Below are 17,533 nucleotides of genomic sequence, written 5' to 3'. Positions count from 1 at the left end.
TATGACATTGCTGACGCAGGACGAATACGACTCCATCGCCGCGGGTCTGACCTTGCCAACCGGCGCCTTTATTGATGGCGCGTATCGCCCGGCGATTTCCGGGCAGTCCTTCACAACGGTTAACCCGGCGACCAATAAGAAATTGGCCAACATTGCCGCCTGCGGTGTAGCGGACGTGGATTTCGCCGTCGAGAAGGCGCGCGAAGCGTTCGAAGATGGCCGCTGGTCGAGGCTGCACCCATCCGAGCGCAAAAATGTGCTGATCCGGTTGACCAAACTGATCACACGCAATGCACGTGAACTGGCGGTGATGGAAAGTATCGACAGTGGCAAGACCATCTTTGACTGCGAGACCGTCGACCTGCCCGAGACCATTCATTGCCTGAAATGGCATGCTGAGGCGATCGACAAGATCTATGATCAGGTCTCGCCCGCCAGTGACGACCACATCGCTTTGGTCGTGCGCGAGCCGATTGGCGTTGTCGGGCTAATCCTGCCCTGGAATTTCCCATTGCTGATGCTGGCATGGAAAATCGGGCCCGCTCTGGCTGCGGGCTGCTCGGTGGTTGTGAAACCGGCCGAGGAAACTTCACTGACGGCATTGCGGCTGGCCGAACTGGCGATGGAGGCCGGTCTGCCACGCGGCGTCCTAAACATCGTCCCCGGCGCAGGTGCCGAGGTGGGCGAACCTATCGGACGGCACATGGATATCGATATGGTGTCCTTCACCGGTTCAACCGTGACTGGCAAACGGTTTCTGAGCTATTCGGCGGAAAGCAACGCCAAAGAGGTGGTGCTTGAAATGGGCGGCAAGAATCCGGCCATTGTGATGGAAGATGCAGAAAATCTGGACCGCGTGGCGGCACATATCGTCAATGGTGCGTTCTGGAACATGGGTGAGAACTGCTCGGCCACGTCCCGCCTGATTGTCCACAAGGCCGTAAAGGCCGAGTTGCTCGACCGCATCGCCCATCATGTAAAGCAATGGAATATCGGCGAGCCTCTGAACCCGGAAACACGATTGGGCGCAATGGTCAGCGAAGCTCATTTCGATAAGGTCTGCGGATATCTGGATCAGGCCGAAAACGTAGTGATCGGAGGCAAAGCGGACAATGGCTTTGTCGAGGCCACCGTAGTCGAACTCCCTGGCAATGACGCCATCCTGGCACGTGACGAGATCTTTGGTCCTATTCTTTCGGTGATCACGGTTTCCAGCTTCGATGAGGCCATCAAGATCGCCAACGATACCGAGTATGGTTTGTGTGCGTCGATCTTCACAGCCAATGCGAAACGCGCCATCCGCGGGGCGCGGATGATCCGGGCGGGAACGGTGACTGTAAACAGTTTTGGAGAGGGCGATATCACCACGCCCTTTGGCGGTTATAAACAGTCTGGCTTTGGTGGGCGCGACAACTCGATCCATGCGCATGACCAGTATACCCAGCTAAAAACCATCTGGGTCGACCTGTCCGACGATGCGGATGAGGCCGTGGATTGAGCAGCTATGCCGCCCGAACCCTGCCTGTCCATCGCGGACCTGCGGCCTGGAGCGTCATATTAGGCGATCCACCCCCAGCCCAAGAACTGGATGGTGATCTGACGGCGGATGTCGTGATTGTTGGTGCCGGTTTCGCAGGCCTGTCAGCGGCACAGCGTTTGAGGCAGCTGCAAAGCGACGCAAAGATCATCGTGCTTGAGGCTGGCCGCGTGGCCGAAGGGGCTGCGGGGCGCAATACGGGTTTTATGATCGATCTGCCACATGACCTGGCCTCGGACAATTATTCCGGGCCGGGGGATGATCGCACCATGATCACATTAAACCGACTTGCAATTGATTTTGCCCGATCGGCGGTCGAGCAATATCAGATCGACCCGAATTTCTTTGATCCGGCTGGCAAGGTTAACGGAGCGGTGAGCGCGGCGGGACATGCACATAATATCAGCTATGCGCATCATCTCAGCACTTTGGGTGAGACCAGTGAAATGCTCGACCAACAGCAGATGCACGCCCTGACAGGGTCGCGCCACTATCGGTCGGGGCTATACACACCCGGCACGGTTATGTTGCAACCAGCAGGCTATATTCGCGGTCTGGCTGCGGGACTGATCAAGGATGGCATTGCATTGTACGAGAGCTCTGGCGTGACCGGGTTTGAGAAGCAAGGCGGTGCGTGGCTGGTAAAAACCGCGCGCGGTACCGTCAGCACTGGTACAGTCATCCTGACGGTGAACGGGCATCTGGAAAGCTTTGGGATCGAGCGCGACCGGCTGATGCAACTGTTCCTTTTTGCGGCAATGACCCCTGAGCTGGACGCCGAAGTGCTGTCGCGGCTTGGGGGGCAACCCCGCTGGAGTGTCACACCATCTGATCCGTTGGGTACAACGATGCGGCGCATTGATACGGCGCAGGGCGGCAATCGGATCATAACCCGTACCTGCGCGGCCCTGCGCCCGGGCATGACCTCAACTGCTGGTGATCTGGCGCGCGCCTCGCGGGTGATGCAGCGCAAATTCGACCAGCGATTTCCGCAGTTGGCGGGGCTGGACATGCAATATCACTGGGCCGGTCATCTCTGCCTCAGCCTGAACGGCGTTTCCGTCGCGCGAGAGGTCGAACAGGGCGTGATTTCCGGCTGTGTCCAGAACGGGCTGGGCACGGCGCGCGGCACCCTGACCGGTATCGCGGCAGCAGAACGCACCTGCGGCCACAGCTCGAATATCACCCGGTATTTCGACGCCCAGGATCAACCCAAACGCCTGCCCCCAAAGCCATTCCGAGAGATCGGTGCCAATGCAGTGCTGCGCTGGAAAGAATGGCGCGCGCGGGACGAGTGATCAGGGCAGGCTCAGCTTGGCCATGCGGCCTCCGTCGACTGTGTAGACCTGCCCGGTGATAAAGCTGGCATCATCCGACGCCAGGAAGGCGACCAGCGCCGCAACCTCTTGCGGGCTTCCGGTTCGGGCAACGGGGTGTATGCGCTTGATATCCTCGTGAAATGTCTCCGGGTCCGGCATTGAGGCGATGAAATCCACGTTCAACTCGGTGTCGATCCAGCCAGGGGCCACGGCGTTGCAACGAATACCCTCTGCCCCATGATCCACGGCCACCGCTCGTGTCAGGCCATGCAACCCGGCTTTGGATGCGCAATAGGCAGCATGGCCGGGATTGCTGCCCAGCCCCTCAATCGAGCCGATATTGACAATCGCCCCGCCCGCCCGCCGTAGATGGGGCAGCGCCGCCTTGATCAGCAGGAACGGGGCCGTGAGGTTGACTGTCAGCGTGCGCTGCCAGTCTGCAAGGCTCATCTGCTCGACGCCGGCTTCCTGCATCATGCCTGCATTATTGACCAGAATGTCCAATCGCCCGGACAGATCAACGACCTGATTGACCACCGTTTGCGGGCTGTGGGGATCTCTGAAATCGGCCTCGAACCCTTCGAATTCCGGATCGCTCCCACGTTGCGCGGTAAAGACCCGTGCACCTTCGTGTTGCAAACGTTCCGCGATGGCGCGTCCGATACCGCTGCGCCCGCCCGTGACCAGTGCGGTTTTGCCGGTAAATCGCGTCATGAAACCGGTTTTCCTCCGTTCACTTCCAGCAATGCCCCACACACATAGCGCGCGGCGTCCGAGGCAAGAAACATCACCACATCAGCAATATCCTCGGGCTCGGCGATACGCCCCAAGGGCACCGTCCGGCCCAGCTCGGCCACGGCAGTATCCGGATCGAAGCCGCGTTTTTCAAACCCCGACCGCAGCATCGGCGTGTTTACTTCATTCGGGCAGACGGCGTTAATGCGGATGCCCTGATGCGCGTGGTCCATACCCATGCATTGTGTCAACGACGCAATAGCTGCCTTGGTCATGCAATAGACCGCGTGGTTCGGCCCAGGGCGCAGCCCCCAGCATGACGCGGTGTTCACGATCGCGCCACCACCACGCGCCGCCATGATCGGGATTGCGGCGCGACAGATGCGAAAGGGCGCCTCGACATTTACGCCCAGCGACAATGCCCAGTCGGTATCCGAAGTCTCGGTCACCGCTCCGCGGGTGATGACCCCCGCATTGTTGACGACGATATCCAGCCCGCCCAGCGCATCCGCCGCATGTTGCGGCAATGCATCTGCATAAGCACTCTCGCGCAAATCGCCGGGCAAATGGGCGTCGGCCTCGATACCCTCAACCGAAACGTCCGCAACCGCAACTCGTGCTCCTGCCTGCCGCATCCGCTGTGCAATAGCAGATCCGATGCCGCCCGCAGCCCCTGTGATGAGCGCTGTTTTGCCCGTCAGCTCCATTTTCCCTCCGAGTGCTAAATGGAAACCCACCCGACAATGCAGTCGGGATAGGTCCAAGGCGAAATCTTTAATAGGTTTGGTTCAGCTCGTCAGCGGCGGGAATTTCCCGTTCTCGCCGGGCAATATAGTCCAGCAGGGCCTCGTTTTTGGCCACGTCCAGTGTCGGTTCCTGGTATTCGGCCAGCAGCTTGCGCGCGTGCTTCAACGCGCGCTCAGTGATCTCAACCCCGCCTTCTGCCACCCATTGCTCAATCGAGTTATTGTCGAACATCTCGGGCATGAAAAACGCCGTTTGAAAATTGTCCTGCGTGTGCGGATGACCCAGATAGTGCCCGCCTGGACCGACCTCTGGAATGGCGGCAAGAGCTTGGTCGAAATCATCCCATTGCGGGCCTTCTGCCATGCGATAAGCCATCGCACATTGTTCAGCATCGACAATGAACTTGGCGGTGGAACAATGCATCCCAGCCTCATTCCAGCCAGCCGAATGCCAAATATAGTTCGCACCGGAATGAAGAACCGCCTGCAGCGTCGTGGCGGATTCGTACCCGGCCTGCGCATCAAATGTCTTGGCTCCACCCAGCGTGTTCGAGGTGCGCCATGGAACGTCGTAGAACCGGGCCATCTGCCCGATCATAAAGTTCATCAGGCTGATCTCGGGCGTGCCGGCCATCGGGGCACCTGATTTCATCGACACCGTCGACAGGTAGTGCCCGTAAATCGCCGGAGCACCTTTGCGAATGACTTGGGTATAGGCCAGCGCGCTCAGTGCTTCGGCGTTCAACTGCGCCACTGTGGCGGGAACCGATGCGGGCGTATTGGCCCCGCCCAGCACAAAGGGCGAGCACAAGACAGGCTGATTGCGGCGAGAAAAGGCCCGCATCGCGCCCAGCATCGTTTCGTCCCAGACCAGCGGAGAGTTTCCGTTGCAGTTGCCCGTGGTGACCGGATGATCTTCAATGAAATCTTCCCCGAACAGGATCGCACACATCTCAATGACGTCTTCGGCGTTTCTGGGCGAGGTGGTCATACCCATGAACGTCTTGTCCGAATGTTTCATCGACGAATAGGTAATCCGCAGATGTCGCTGACTGATCGGGTGGTCGTAAGGTTCGACAATGTGATGCGCCGAGGAATGCATCGCCGGCAGCATGTGGCTTAGTTTGTGGAACATTGCCAGATCATCGAGCGTCGGATTGCGCCTCACGTCATCGAGATCGCGCAGAAAGGGCGCGCCGGTCATCGGCACAAAGATCGAGTGCCGTCCACCCAGTCGCACGTTCTTGTTCGGATCGCGTGCATGATAAGTGAAGGTGCTGGGAATGGTGGCGATCAGCTCTCGGACCAGGCCCCGGTCCAGATAGACCAGTTCGCCCTCGACCTTTGCGCCAGCTTTTTTCCAATCCTCCAGTGCGATTGCATCGCGAAACTGAACACCGACATTCTCAAGAATATCCATTGAGGCGCTGTCGATCCGGTCGATCTGGCTGCCATCCATCACCTCGCATAGGGGGATGCCTCGGGTCAGGCCGGGCAACATCTCGAAATTTGGAGCAGAGCGCAGCGCGCGCCGGGCCGCGCGGCCACCGGTTCGGGTCATGGTACGAATATTCACAGGGCGATCCTCCAATCCTCCCCAAAAGATTGCGGTATTTGGTCAAAGCAAGCCTCACTAATTGCGATACATGTTTGCAGGAAGCGACCCACACCCGAAACCGCCGAAATGATCTACAGACCCATGATGACGACTAGACCTGCTATCAGTTCAACCTTGCTTGGCTCGGGATCATCTCCGCCCATATCTATGATCCACTCCATGCCGGTGATTGCATAAGAACCGTCAATGAACTGGCTGACACCAAACCCGGTCGTCACAGAAACATTACCTGATTTTGACGGCACGCATCGGAAACACGGCACTCGACATCATCGTTTTTGAAAATTTCTTCTGGCGCACAATCTTAAAAAGTCCAATATTTGAGTGAGAATAATTAACCTGAAGACCGCCAACGGCTACACCTGTCATGTCCAGACGTCACTATAATCTGCCGCCACTCACCACGCTGTCGGCCTTCGAAGCCGCTGCGCGCCATCTAAGCTTCAAGAATGCGGCTGAAGAACTGTCAGTGACGCCGGGCGCGGTCAGTCATCAGATCAAAGCGTTGGAAGGTGATCTTGGCACCGCCTTGTTCCAGCGCAAACACCGGGGGGTCGAACTGACGGAAGACGGCAAAGCGCTGTATGACGCGCTGGCTTCTTCGTTTACCCGCATCTCAAAAACACTGGCAACAATCCGCGACCGTGCCACCGTCGAAAAGGTAACCGTAGGATCAACCACTGCAGTGGCTGCTCTTTGGTTGTCGCCATCGGTAATCCGGTTCTGGCGCGAAATGCCTGAAGTAAATGTTGACCAGCTTTCACAGGATCGACCATTTCGGGATCGGCCGGATATCGATTTCTTTATTCGCTACGGCCGGGACGGCAACGGTGACCTGTCGCACACCCCTCTGTTTCGGGATTGCCTGGTCCCCGTCGCCTGCCCAGAGGTGGCGGATCGGTTGGCCGGTGCAAGCCTCGAAGATCTCGCCGCTGAACGACTGATACATCTGGACTCTGAAGACCGCAGCTGGACCACTTGGCCCGAATGGTTTCAACAACTCGGGTACACGGGAACCATTCCGATCGATTCTCGTGTGAACAGCTATTCGGTAGCCCTCCAGCGGGCGCGTAAGGGGGCCGGGTTGGTTCTTGGATGGCAACGATTGATCCAACCCATGCTGCAATCGGGAAAGCTGGTGGCAATCGGGCCCCACCTCCAGATCGCTCCAAACCAGTTTTATCTGGTTGGCCGCTCGGATGAAGACTTGTCCGAAAGTGCCCGGGCGCTGAAAGATTGGATCATTCAAGAGGTTCAGGACGGTTCGGTTTAGGTGAAATCACTCTGTGATGAGGTTTTCTGATATTGAGTGGATGCCAGCGTATCCGCCAATAGAGACCAAACAACACCTGCAGGAGAGCCCGATGAACAAGCATACTGCGCTGTCTTCCGTTCTGGTCGATGTGAATGTCGCAAACGGCCTGCCAAACGAACACTATATCGACCCGGCACTTTTCGCCGAAGAGCGTAGATCGGTTTTGTACGCCAACTGGTCCGGGATCGGCTTTGGCAAAGACGTGCCCGAGGAAGGCGATGCCATGCCGGTCGATTTCCTAGGCATGCCTTTACTAATCGTGCGGGATCGGGATGGTGAGGTTGGCGTATTTCAAAATACCTGCCGTCACCGCGGGATGATCCTTGTCGATACCCCTCGCAAGATAAGTGGCGCGATCCGTTGCCCCTATCACAGCTGGTGCTACAGCCTGAAGGGAGAGCTGCGTGCGACGCCACATGTTGGCGGCGCCGGTCACAACACCCATGAGGACGTGGATCGCAAATCTCTGGGCCTTATCCGTATTCGCTCTTATGTCTGGCGGGACGTGGTCTTTGTTAATGTGGACGGCAATGCACCCGAATTCGAAGAGGCGCACGCCACCTTATTGGAACGCTGGAAAGAGTTTGATCAACCAGTACATCACGGCGGTGAGGCCTCTTCGTTCAAGTTGGAGGTCAAGACCAACTGGAAGCTGGCGGTTGAGAACTATTGCGAAAGCTATCACCTGCCCTGGGTGCATCCCGGCCTGAACAGTTATTCGCGACTTGAAGATCACTATAACATCGAAATGCGCGGGCATTATTCCGGTCAAGGCACGCTGGTCTATCGACAACTCACTGACCATGACGGCACCACATTCGCCGATTTCGACGGGCTAAGCGATCAATGGAATGAGGGCGCAGAGTATGTGGCCGTGTATCCAAATGTTCTTTTGGGTGTGCAGCGTGACCATGCCTTTGCCATTGTCCTGGAACCCGTTGATCACGAAAATACCGTTGAGCATATCGAGCTTTATTATGCCAAAAGCATCGAAGACACACCTGAACATGATGGCCTGAGGGCGGCAAACGCCCAGCAATGGAAAACTGTGTTTGAAGAGGATGTGTTCGTTGTTGAAGGGATGCAAAAGGGTCGGCACGGAATGTTGTTCGACGGCGGTCGGTTCTCTCCGGTGATGGATGGTCCGACCCATAATTTCCATCACTGGGTTGCGACGCAGATTGAAAGCGGTCGCGCCGACTGAACCAGCTGTCTGGCCACGCACGACTGGCCAGACGCGACGGAGACCCGATGGACAGAACAGAACTGGATCGCTTGCTACTTGAGGCGCATGATCATGATGATCCCGCCGCGTTGGTCCGCTATTACACTATTGCAGCAGATGAATGCGAAGCGGTGCAAGATATCGACGCGGCCTGTTTTTACCTGACCCACGCCTTTGTATTCGCCCTGGAAGCCGGGGCCTCTGAAACAGATGAATTGAACCGCAGACTGGTCGAGTATGGACGTGCATAGTGGTGGGCATCGGAGACTAACCTTGGTTTATATCTGTTCAATCCCACGTGAAATTTAAACCCGTTGTCTTGGGTTCAGTACTGGTAACACATGACGACAAGACCAAAATTTTGGATGACAGACTCATGAAGACAAATGCACAGGCAGTGGTAATCGGCGGGGGTGTGATTGGGTGCTCGATCCTGTATCACCTGACCAAATCGGGGTGGTCAGACGTGGTGCTGTTGGAACGGGATGAACTGACATCCGGCTCGACCTGGCACGCGGCGGCGAACATCCACGGACTGCATGACAGCACCAATATCAGCCGCATCCAACACTATACGATGACGCTGTACAAAGAGCTTGAGGCTGAAACCGGCCAAAGCTGCGGCGTGTTCCAGCCCGGCTCGTTATATCTGGCCCAAACCGAAGAGCGCGAGCACCAGCTGAGGCTGCAGGCCGCCAAGGCCAAGCTGTACGGGATGAATTTCTATGAGATCAGCATCGAAGAGGCGCAGCGTCTGAACCCGCTGGTCAATTACGATGGCATCCGATGTGTCATGTACGAACCTGATGGCGGTAATGTTGATCCCTCGGGGGTCACCAACGCCTACGCTGTCGGCGCGCGCCAGCGTGGGGCCGAAATCCACCGCTTTACGCCAGTCACTGCGACAGATCAGCAAGAAGACGGCACCTGGATCGTACGCACCCCTAAGGGGGACATCCAAACGCCGTGGGTTGTGAATGCCGCCGGTCTTTGGGGCCGCGAAGTTGCCATGTTGGCCGGGATCGAGCTACCCCTGCAACCGACCGAGCATCAGTATTTCGTCACCGAAACCATGGCTGACGTCGCGGCGCATGATACCCGCCTGCCCTCGGTCAGTGACCGCGATGGCGAGTACTATTTGCGGCAGGAAGGTCAGGGCCTTTTGGTGGGGGCTTATGAAAAGGATATGAAATTCTGGGCCGAGGACGGCACACCCCTGGATTTTGCCCATGATCTGTTTCCCGACGATCTGGAGCGGATCGAAGAGAATATGATGAACGCCATCGAACGCGTACCTGCCGTGGGCGACGCCGGGATCAAACGGGTCATCAACGGACCGATGATCTGGTCACCGGATGCCAACGTTCTGATGGGACCAGTGCCCGAGGTCGACGGCTATTTCTGCTGCAACGGCATCATCCCGGGATTCTCGCAATCGGGTGGCATGGGCCTGATGGCGGCGCAGTGGATCATCGAAGGCGAAACCCAATACGACATGTTCGCCTGGGACGTGGCGCGGTTCGACACATGGGCCACCAAAGATTTCATCAAAGCCCGCGTGCAGGACCAGTACGCACACCGCTTTGCCATCCACTTCCCAAATGAAGAACGCAGCGCAGGACGCCCTGCCCGGACCCGCCCGATTTATGACAGGCAAAAGGACATGGGTGCGGTCTTTGGCCTGAATGTCGGATGGGAACACCCGCTGTGGTTCGCAGAGGCGCCCGGCGCCACGGACACCAACGGATTCATACGCCAGAACTGGTGGGAACCGGTGGGCGCGGAATGCCGGATGCTGCGCGATCGGGCCGGGATCATCGACATCTCAAACTTTGCCAAATATGTTTGCAAAGGTCCGGGAGCCGAGGGTTGGCTTAATGCCGTATTCGCAAATTCCATGCCGAGATCGGTTGGTCGATCCTGCCTGACCCCGCTGATCTCAAAACGGGGAGGTATTGCCGGCGATTTCACCGTGACCCGCGTGGCCGACGACGAATTCTGGATCATCGGCTCGGGCATGGCCGAGCGCTATCACAAACGGTTCTTCAAACAGGTTCCTCTGCCCGATGGCACCCGTTTCGAAAGCCGCACCGAAGAGACTTGCGGCTTTAACGTGGCTGGCCCGAAATCGCGGGAAATCCTGCAACGGCTTACGAATACCTCGCTCAGCCCCGAGGATTTCCCCTTCATGCGCTCGCAACAGATCGAAATCGCCGGAATTGCGGTCCTGGCGCTGCGTGTCTCCTTCACCGGCGATCTGGGCTGGGAGGTGCATTGCGCCGCGAAAGATCAGCTCCGCCTGTATGAGGCGCTGATCGAGACCGGAAAAGAGTTCGGCGCAGGCCCAGTTGGCAGCCGCGCACTGATGTCGCTGAGGATCGAAAAGGGCTATGGGTCTTGGGGGCGCGAATACAGCCCCGAATACTGGCCACACGAGGTCGGTTTGGACCGGTTGTGCAAATTCGACAAATCGTTCCTAAACAAAGATGCCGCCAATTCTGCCATGACCTCTCCGGCCAGAGAGCAGCTTGTCCTGCTGCATCTGGACGAAGCCGACACCGCAGCTTCGAACGCTGACGCGACCGGAGGCGAACCCATTTTCATGGACGGGCGCGGAATCGGTCGGGTGACATCGGGCGCTTATGGCTATTCCGTGGGTATGTCGCTGGCCTTGGGCTATGTTTCGGGTGCCGAGGCCGGCGATAGGGTCGAGGTCATGGTATTAGGGCGCCCGCATAGGGCAACGATCCTGAAAGAACCGCCCTTTGATCCAACTGGGACGATCTTGCGCGGCTAACCCAGTCCGCATTAGATCCTTTAAGCGAGCTGTGGACATTGCCTTCGGGTTGTGGCGCTATCCGGTCAGTAATCTGATCTGCTCCATCCAGAGGATAGGCTGATGACAATCTTCCTGACTATTGCGCTGTTCATTGCGCTGTTTCTTGTTGCGATGAATCTTTGGACACGCAAGCTGACCCGTGACGGCCGGATGCGTGTCCCACAACCGGGGGTTATCATTCCCGTGCGCGGCGGCAATATCCACTATGTGGAAAAGGGCGACCCTTCCAATCAGACGGTTGTGCTCATTCATGGGCTGGCCGGGCAGTTGCAACATTTCACCTACGCCTTGATGAATAAACTGGCCGAGGATTTTCACGTCATTGCCGTGGATCGCCCCGGTTGCGGATACTCAACTCGTGAGACGGCAGAGCTTGGGCGGTTGCCCGAACAGGGCCGCATGATACATGAATTTCTAGAGGCAAAGGGGGTCAGCAACCCAATTCTGGTCGGCCATTCGCTGGGTGGCGCGGTTTCTCTGGCGATGGCGCTGGATTACCCGGACAAGATCAAAGCGCTGGCCCTGCTAGCTCCGCTTACTCAGGCGATGCCCGGGCCGCCCGCCGTGTTCAAACCGCTTGAAATCCGGACAGCATGGCTGCGCAGTCTGATCGGCAACACGATTGCCGTCCCGCTGGCCGCAAAAACCGCACCGCACACCCTTAGCGCGGCTTTTGCGCCAGAACCCGCGCCCCAAGACTTTCTGGACCGCGCCGGCGGCGCTTTGGGGATGCGTCCATCCGCGTTTATCAGCGCCTCACAGGATGTGATCGGGATTGAACAGAGCATGCCGGCGCAGGTCGCCCGTTATGGCGACCTAAAAGTGCCTGGCTCCATATTGTTTGGTGCACAGGATGCGCTCTTGTCAGCCACGCAACACGGTGAATCAATGCAGGCGTTTGGTCTGAGTTTTGAACAGATCGAAGGGCTGGGCCATATGATCCCCCTGACAGTCCCGGACATCTGCAACAACTTCATTCGCGGCGTGGTACAAAATACAGAACCCAGGGCGACGGTTGTGCCGAATTCGGATTAGTCCCAGCTAAAATATTCCCAACAAAGGCGCCATTTCCCTCTTGACCCTCCCCAACCCCTCCCTTAAATCGCCATTCACTCATGGCGGAGTAGCTCAGTTGGTTAGAGCAGCGGAATCATAATCCGCGTGTCGGGGGTTCAAGTCCCTCCTCCGCTACCAAATTCCCATAACATATCAGTTAGAAACGTGAACTCAGCGTTGCTCTCACGTACCGCAAACATGGTTTGGGTGGCATTTTGGGTAACAGCAGACGAATTTTGTGTTCAAAAAGAACTGGGAATCGTCACGAAAAAGCGGGAAACGCCACACGCCGCAACCAGTCCCATTTCGCTCCAAGAGTTGAGATGCAGGCTCTCAGGGGCACCGGTGTAATCGCTAACTTACCCGCCGGTACCGAAGAAGTTGAGTAGACTTCTTAGTGATCAAGACGAAAGCAGCTTTGCACACACAGCCTTTCTTTCTCCATTTACAAATAATAACATTCATTTTATTGATTGTGTATGGATGGAAATACATTTTCTCGCCGCACTTTCTTGTACAGCGCCGCTTGCCTTGGGATGCTTGGTACTCAATCCAGGATCGTGAGGGCCGAGTTGCAACTCGGCCCTTCAGCTCGGATTTCAACCGTATCAGACGGGTACCTGTCATTGCCACCGGAAATGATCTTTGATTCCATGCCGAAAGAAGAACTCGAGCAGCTTCTGAATCGCAATCGAGTGGACGCGACCAAGTACGAGCCAGAGTGCAACGTGGCGCTCTATCGTGATGGTAAAAACACGGTATTATTCGATGTCGGAGCTGGGCCGGATTTCATGCCTACGTCTGGCAAACTTATGGAAACTGTTGAAACAATCGGCCTGTCGCCCGAAGACGTTTCGCACGTGATTTTCACCCATGCGCATCCGGATCACATCTGGGGCATTTTGGATGACTTCGACGACCTGCTTTTCCCCAACGCGACGCATCACTTTGGTCGTAAAGAGTGGGATTATTGGTGGAACCCTTCAACGGTGGATTCAATAGGAGAAGATCGCGCTGCGTTCGCTGTAGGCGCGAAGCGCCGGATGGAAGAAATTGAGGATCAGGTGGCGTTCTTTGACGACGGACAAGAGATCCTTCCAGGCATTGCCGCCCGTGCAAGCTTTGGGCACACACCTGGCCACATGGCGTTTGAAATCCGCAACGGCAGTGAATCCGTGATGATTGTCGGCGACGCGTTGGGAAATCCACACGTGGCTTTTGAACGGCCTGATTGGCACAGTGGCACGGATCAGGATCCACAGGCAGCTGCAGCAACTCGTAGTTTGCTGCTAGATCAGATTTCTCGCGAGCAAATGAAGATAATTGGCTTCCACCTGCCGAATGGTGGAATCGGCCGGGTCGAAAAAACTGGCTCTGCGTATAAGTTCATTGGAGAACCAACATGATACGAACGCTTGCGATTGCCTTGGCCTTGGCCGCACCAGCTTGGGCAAGCGAGGAAATTGCAGACCAATATCCGCAAAGCGTGCTGTATTCCAAACCGGTCGAGTATTTCCCTGGCGTCTATTCCGCCATTGGCGCAACCGCCCCACCGACCTACGAGAACTCTGGTCACAACAACAATCTCAGCTTCATTGTAACCGGTGAAGGTGTAGTCGTCATAAACGGCGGTGCAGCCTATGTCCTTGCCGAAGCGCTTCACAAGGAAATTCAGGCCATCACGGATCAGCCGGTCAGACTTGTCTTCAACGAGAATGGCCAGGGGCACGCGATGCTTGGCAACGCTTACTGGTCAGAACTCGGCATTCCGATCATCGCACATTCAGAAGCAGCGGCCGAATTCGAGGAATATGGCCCGCAAATTCTGCAGGGAATGCAGCGATACAATCAGGACAAGGCAGACGGAACATTCCTGGCTGGCCCAACCGAGACATTCGATGATGAGTACGTGGTTGAGATGGGTGAATTCCGGATTGAGGCAAAGTACCTCGGCCCTGCCCATAGTCCCGGCGATATCTCGATCTGGTTGCCGAACCAAAGCCTTGTCATTGCGGGAGACATGGCGTTTCACGAACGCATGCTGCCAATCTTTCAAGACACCTATACAGCGGATTGGCTTGAAACTTGGGACACCGAATTCGAGGCTTTAGATGCCACTTATGTGATACCGGGACACGGCCATCCTACGAACATGGATCAGGTGCGCCGCTATACACGCGACTACCTGATATATCTGCGCGGCAAGATTCAAGAGCATATGGATGCAGGAGGTGATCTGGCTGAGGCTTACTACGTCGATCAGTCACCTTATGCCAACCTGGACACGTTTGAAGAACTGGCCACGAAAAATGCAGGGCGCGTTTTCGAACAGATGGAATTCGAGTAGCTCAGGAATGTTGCGGAACAGGGATTAGCATCAATAGTCTATGCGTGCTGATCGCCCCGACCCACATGAAAAATACGGCAACCCATGCGGTCAATGACAGGGCGGACCCTCCTGAAAGCCCGGCACCCACCGCGCAACCTCCCGCCAGCATGGCCCCAAACCCCATGAGAACAGCCCCTACGAGGTAGCGTTCCATCGGAGTATCCGAGCCAAATCGTTCGATCTTCCACTCCCCTGCAGTCAAGGCTGAGCCTGCCGCGCCAATTACTACGCCTGGGACAAGGCCGATACCGAAGGACAACACAACGTTTCGACTTGCAACCAACGCCATTAGTGTGTCCGTGGCCGGTCCGGTAAACGTGACTGAAGACACAGGCACGACTTCAAAAGATGCTTGCGCGATGGCAAATGTTATCAACCAGCCGAGCGCCACAGCCAGGCCAACTCCTGCGGCCGCTATGATCCTTATAGGCGCGACTTTCCGGTGGGACGCAAAGACAATGGCCGACACCAATCCCAACGCTGCAACGGCTGTATAAACCGTTGGCGAGAGCCCAAGTATTTCTGAAAGATCACGCGGCGCGCCTCCTGGGACAGCCCAGATACCAGACAGCAACTCGCGGGCGGGACTAAGAACACCTGTGTAGGCGGCTTGAGCCACTAAGGTCAAAACCAATCCCGTAACCAGGGCGCGCAAATTACCGCAGGAGGCTAATACCAAAAGGCGAGATGCACATCCACGCGCCAGAACCATGCCTGCGCCGAACATCGCTCCACCGATTACCGCGCCGCTCAGGCTACCTGTCGACGCGATTGCACGTGTCTCGGACAGGTCTAGCCACTCAAACGCGATAAGCGCCTGTACCAAGGCGAGCGCAGTGGTGAAGGCGATCAGCCAAACCGCCAAGCGGGGACCTAGCTCGCCTTCGGCGACTTCGACTGCCGACGCTCTTAAACAAAAGTGAGACTTCTGAGCCGTCACGCCGAACAAGATACCGACGAGCACTCCGGCAGATGCCAAGGCACCAGAGTCTCCCAACAGATCGATGAGTCTCTCCATCAACAGAAACTCTCACTTCGTAACGTGTGCATCCTTGTCTTCGGTCAAGTTGTCATTGCGCGACCATTGGCCTGCGCGCCAACTGGCATTGCGTCCACAACTCACCCAATGCAGATACCAGTCGATCCACGTCTTCAGTAGAATGCACCGGCGACGGTGTAATCCGTAGACGCTCCGTTCCCTTGGGAACGGTTGGATAGTTGATCGGCTGGATGTAAATTCCATAGTCACGCATCAGTACATCAGAGATGAAGCGACACTTAACCGGATCGCCGACCATGACCGGAATGATGTGACTTGGGTTCGGAGTATGGGGAATACTCAGTTCGTCCAGCCTGTCTCGAACTTCGCGCACTCGCTGCTGGTGCAGATATCGTTCCGCATTGCTTTGCTTCAGGTGCCGAACCGAGGCTGCCGCACCTGCGGCTACGGCCGGAGGCAATGCAGTGGTAAAGATAAACCCGCTGGCAAAGGACCGGACGAAGTCCACAAGCTCTTTCGACGCCGCGATGTATCCACCGACGACACCGAAGGCTTTGCCTAATGTCCCCTCGATAACGGTTAGGCGATCCATCAGGCCTTCACGTTCGGCGATGCCACCGCCGCGCGGTCCATAAAGCCCTACGGCGTGAACCTCATCCAAATAGGTCATCGCGCCATAGCGATCCGCCAGATCACAGATCTCGGCAACTGGCGCTATATCACCATCCATGGAATAGACGCTTTCGAACGCGATGAGCTTTGGTGCGTTGGCTGGTATGTCAGCAAGTTGCCTTTCAAGGTCTGCAATATCATTGTGCTTCCAGATCCGCTTTTGACAACGGCTGTGGCGAATTCCCTCTATCATCGAGGCATGGTTCAACTCGTCTGACAGTACAGTGATGCCAGGAATGCGGGAGGCCAAAGTTCCCAAAGCCGCCCAGTTTGAGACGTAGCCGGACGTAAATAGCAATGCCGCCTCTTTGCAGTGCAAGTCGGCAAGTTCCTGTTCCAGCAAAACGTGCTCATGAGTGGTTCCAGAGATATTCCGCGTACCACCCGCCCCGGCACCACACTCATCAATCGCATGGTGCATTGCTGCAAGAATGCAGGGGTGTTGACCCATGCCAAGATAATCATTTGAGCACCAGACAGTGACTTTTTCGGGACCGCCTTCTTCGTAATTGCGCGCGGTCGGGAATGCACCGCACTGCCTTCCGAGATCCGCAAAGACCCTATAGTTCCCTTCCTCTTGAAGCTGGTCCAGTTGATCACGAAAAAACTGCTGATAGTTCATTTCAATTCCCTACGGCCTCTTCGACGATCTCGGATAACAGGGTCTGAACCTTTTGCATTGGCCCGTCAGGGTAGCCTCGATATCCCACCATCACGCCACTGTCGTCCTCGGCTACAAAAATCCCGTAGGGGCAGAAGCCGATATTCATAGGGTCGGCTTCCATCACCTCGCGCGAGATTTTTGCCGAGCAGAAAATGAAGATGTCTGCGGCCGCAAATATCTGCTTGTCACTGCCGACATCAGCGCCCGTGCGATTCAACATGTCGCCTACGTGGCTTACATGGTCGATGACCAGTCCCTGTCCGACAATCGCGGACTCGACGGCGAAGGTTGCATCATCAAAACTGCCGTCAAATGGGGCGGTGATGATCTCTTCCGCAAACGCATGGCTCACCAGAACAGTGGAAAACGCGGCTACAGCGATAAAGTGTTTCATGATTTTAATCCTCCTCTTGAGCCG

Annotated in this window: 15 protein-coding genes, 1 tRNA gene and 1 pseudogene; 10 read left to right on the top strand and 7 right to left on the bottom strand. The window is 56.5% G+C overall.

From position 1 onward, the window contains the following. The first annotated feature begins 1 nt into the window (after position 1). Both AC2FHX_RS07580 and AC2FHX_RS07575 read left to right on the top strand, forming a co-directional pair. Positions 2-1,498 carry an aldehyde dehydrogenase gene (locus tag AC2FHX_RS07580; RefSeq protein WP_496700685.1) on the top strand — a complete coding sequence of 499 codons (1,497 nt, stop codon included), beginning with the start codon at positions 2-4 and terminating at the stop codon, positions 1,496-1,498. Continuing rightward, positions 1,495-2,835: an NAD(P)/FAD-dependent oxidoreductase gene (locus AC2FHX_RS07575; protein WP_282021560.1), complete on the top strand. Its 1,341-nt coding sequence runs from the start codon at positions 1,495-1,497 to the stop codon at positions 2,833-2,835. Before AC2FHX_RS07580 ends, AC2FHX_RS07575 begins: the two co-directional genes overlap by 4 nt. Here the strand turns inward: AC2FHX_RS07575 and AC2FHX_RS07570 are convergent, their stop codons facing one another. From AC2FHX_RS07570 to AC2FHX_RS07555, 4 genes and pseudogenes are all read right to left on the bottom strand, one after another. Beyond that, positions 2,836-3,570 (bottom strand): SDR family NAD(P)-dependent oxidoreductase, encoded by a 735-nt coding sequence (locus tag AC2FHX_RS07570; RefSeq protein WP_496700687.1) that lies wholly within the window; start codon positions 3,568-3,570, stop codon positions 2,836-2,838. Then, entirely contained in the window at positions 3,567-4,298 is a 732-nt protein-coding gene (locus tag AC2FHX_RS07565; RefSeq protein ID WP_271948145.1) for an SDR family NAD(P)-dependent oxidoreductase, read from the bottom strand. Before AC2FHX_RS07565 ends, AC2FHX_RS07570 begins: the two co-directional genes overlap by 4 nt. 67 nt (positions 4,299-4,365) lie before the next feature. Continuing rightward, complete coding sequence (locus AC2FHX_RS07560; RefSeq protein WP_185956652.1) at positions 4,366-5,898, bottom strand: trimethylamine methyltransferase family protein; 1,533 nt, start codon at positions 5,896-5,898, stop codon at positions 4,366-4,368. A 131-nt stretch (positions 5,899-6,029) separates the two neighbouring features. Continuing rightward, positions 6,030-6,179, bottom strand: a pseudogene (locus AC2FHX_RS07555) (BCCT family transporter); the annotation flags it as partial. Positions 6,180-6,322: 143 nt separating this feature from the next. Here AC2FHX_RS07555 and AC2FHX_RS07550 point away from each other — a divergent pair. From AC2FHX_RS07550 to AC2FHX_RS07515, 8 genes are all read left to right on the top strand, one after another. Further along, positions 6,323-7,228 (top strand): LysR substrate-binding domain-containing protein, encoded by a 906-nt coding sequence (locus AC2FHX_RS07550; RefSeq protein WP_282021563.1) that lies wholly within the window; start codon positions 6,323-6,325, stop codon positions 7,226-7,228. 91 nt (positions 7,229-7,319) lie between these two features. Then, positions 7,320-8,474, top strand: coding sequence for an aromatic ring-hydroxylating oxygenase subunit alpha (locus tag AC2FHX_RS07545; protein WP_496700689.1), 1,155 nt, complete (start codon positions 7,320-7,322; stop codon positions 8,472-8,474). A 47-nt stretch (positions 8,475-8,521) separates the two neighbouring features. Then, on the top strand, positions 8,522-8,746 hold the full coding sequence (locus AC2FHX_RS07540) for a hypothetical protein (RefSeq protein WP_496700690.1): 225 nt from the start codon (positions 8,522-8,524) through the stop codon (positions 8,744-8,746). A 125-nt stretch (positions 8,747-8,871) separates the two neighbouring features. Continuing rightward, complete coding sequence (locus AC2FHX_RS07535; RefSeq protein WP_271948150.1) at positions 8,872-11,292, top strand: GcvT family protein; 2,421 nt, start codon at positions 8,872-8,874, stop codon at positions 11,290-11,292. Between the two features lie 102 nt (positions 11,293-11,394). Further along, positions 11,395-12,369 (top strand): alpha/beta fold hydrolase, encoded by a 975-nt coding sequence (locus tag AC2FHX_RS07530; protein ID WP_496700692.1) that lies wholly within the window; start codon positions 11,395-11,397, stop codon positions 12,367-12,369. Positions 12,370-12,451: 82 nt separating this feature from the next. Further along, positions 12,452-12,528: transfer RNA gene (locus tag AC2FHX_RS07525), tRNA-Met, on the top strand. A 500-nt stretch (positions 12,529-13,028) separates the two neighbouring features. Continuing rightward, positions 13,029-13,796, top strand: coding sequence for an MBL fold metallo-hydrolase (locus AC2FHX_RS07520; protein WP_496700694.1), 768 nt, complete (start codon positions 13,029-13,031; stop codon positions 13,794-13,796). Beyond that, a complete protein-coding gene (locus AC2FHX_RS07515) occupies positions 13,793-14,737 on the top strand; it encodes an MBL fold metallo-hydrolase (RefSeq protein ID WP_496700696.1) in 945 nt (314 codons plus the stop codon). The genes AC2FHX_RS07520 and AC2FHX_RS07515 overlap by 4 nt, the downstream gene beginning before the upstream one ends. Before the next feature lies 1 nt (position 14,738). On the opposite strand, the gene AC2FHX_RS07510 is transcribed toward AC2FHX_RS07515, so the two are convergent. From AC2FHX_RS07510 to AC2FHX_RS07500, 3 genes are read right to left on the bottom strand one after another with little or no spacing between them, the layout of a single operon-like run. Next, a complete protein-coding gene (locus AC2FHX_RS07510) occupies positions 14,739-15,797 on the bottom strand; it encodes a YeeE/YedE family protein (protein WP_496700698.1) in 1,059 nt (352 codons plus the stop codon). Between the two features lie 52 nt (positions 15,798-15,849). Continuing rightward, positions 15,850-17,073, bottom strand: coding sequence for a 5-aminolevulinate synthase (gene hemA / locus AC2FHX_RS07505; protein WP_271948160.1), 1,224 nt, complete (start codon positions 17,071-17,073; stop codon positions 15,850-15,852). 1 nt (position 17,074) lies between these two features. Next, complete coding sequence (locus AC2FHX_RS07500; protein ID WP_142635862.1) at positions 17,075-17,509, bottom strand: DUF302 domain-containing protein; 435 nt, start codon at positions 17,507-17,509, stop codon at positions 17,075-17,077. Positions 17,510-17,533 lie beyond the last annotated feature (24 nt).

This window comes from Ruegeria sp. CDSC042 (assembly GCF_059610745.1).
The sequence above is the reverse complement of the archived record's forward strand: the minus strand, read 5'-3'. Positions and strand labels throughout refer to the sequence as shown.

Excerpts from the sequence above, each read along its gene's own strand:
- AC2FHX_RS07550 (WP_282021563.1), top strand. The coding sequence starts at position 6,323 with ATGTCCAGACGTCACTATAATCTGCCGCCACTCACCACGCTGTCGGCC.
- AC2FHX_RS07530 (WP_496700692.1), top strand. The coding sequence starts at position 11,395 with ATGACAATCTTCCTGACTATTGCGCTGTTCATTGCGCTGTTTCTTGTT.
- AC2FHX_RS07500 (WP_142635862.1), bottom strand. The coding sequence starts at position 17,509 with ATGAAACACTTTATCGCTGTAGCCGCGTTTTCCACTGTTCTGGTGAGC.
- AC2FHX_RS07580 (WP_496700685.1), top strand. The coding sequence starts at position 2 with ATGACATTGCTGACGCAGGACGAATACGACTCCATCGCCGCGGGTCTG.
- AC2FHX_RS07510 (WP_496700698.1), bottom strand. The coding sequence starts at position 15,797 with ATGGAGAGACTCATCGATCTGTTGGGAGACTCTGGTGCCTTGGCATCT.
- hemA (WP_271948160.1), bottom strand. The coding sequence starts at position 17,073 with ATGAACTATCAGCAGTTTTTTCGTGATCAACTGGACCAGCTTCAAGAG.
- AC2FHX_RS07535 (WP_271948150.1), top strand. The coding sequence starts at position 8,872 with ATGAAGACAAATGCACAGGCAGTGGTAATCGGCGGGGGTGTGATTGGG.
- AC2FHX_RS07515 (WP_496700696.1), top strand. The coding sequence starts at position 13,793 with ATGATACGAACGCTTGCGATTGCCTTGGCCTTGGCCGCACCAGCTTGG.
- AC2FHX_RS07545 (WP_496700689.1), top strand. The coding sequence starts at position 7,320 with ATGAACAAGCATACTGCGCTGTCTTCCGTTCTGGTCGATGTGAATGTC.
- AC2FHX_RS07520 (WP_496700694.1), top strand. The coding sequence starts at position 13,029 with ATGATCTTTGATTCCATGCCGAAAGAAGAACTCGAGCAGCTTCTGAAT.
- AC2FHX_RS07540 (WP_496700690.1), top strand. The coding sequence starts at position 8,522 with ATGGACAGAACAGAACTGGATCGCTTGCTACTTGAGGCGCATGATCAT.
- AC2FHX_RS07560 (WP_185956652.1), bottom strand. The coding sequence starts at position 5,898 with ATGACCCGAACCGGTGGCCGCGCGGCCCGGCGCGCGCTGCGCTCTGCT.
- AC2FHX_RS07570 (WP_496700687.1), bottom strand. The coding sequence starts at position 3,570 with ATGACGCGATTTACCGGCAAAACCGCACTGGTCACGGGCGGGCGCAGC.
- AC2FHX_RS07565 (WP_271948145.1), bottom strand. The coding sequence starts at position 4,298 with ATGGAGCTGACGGGCAAAACAGCGCTCATCACAGGGGCTGCGGGCGGC.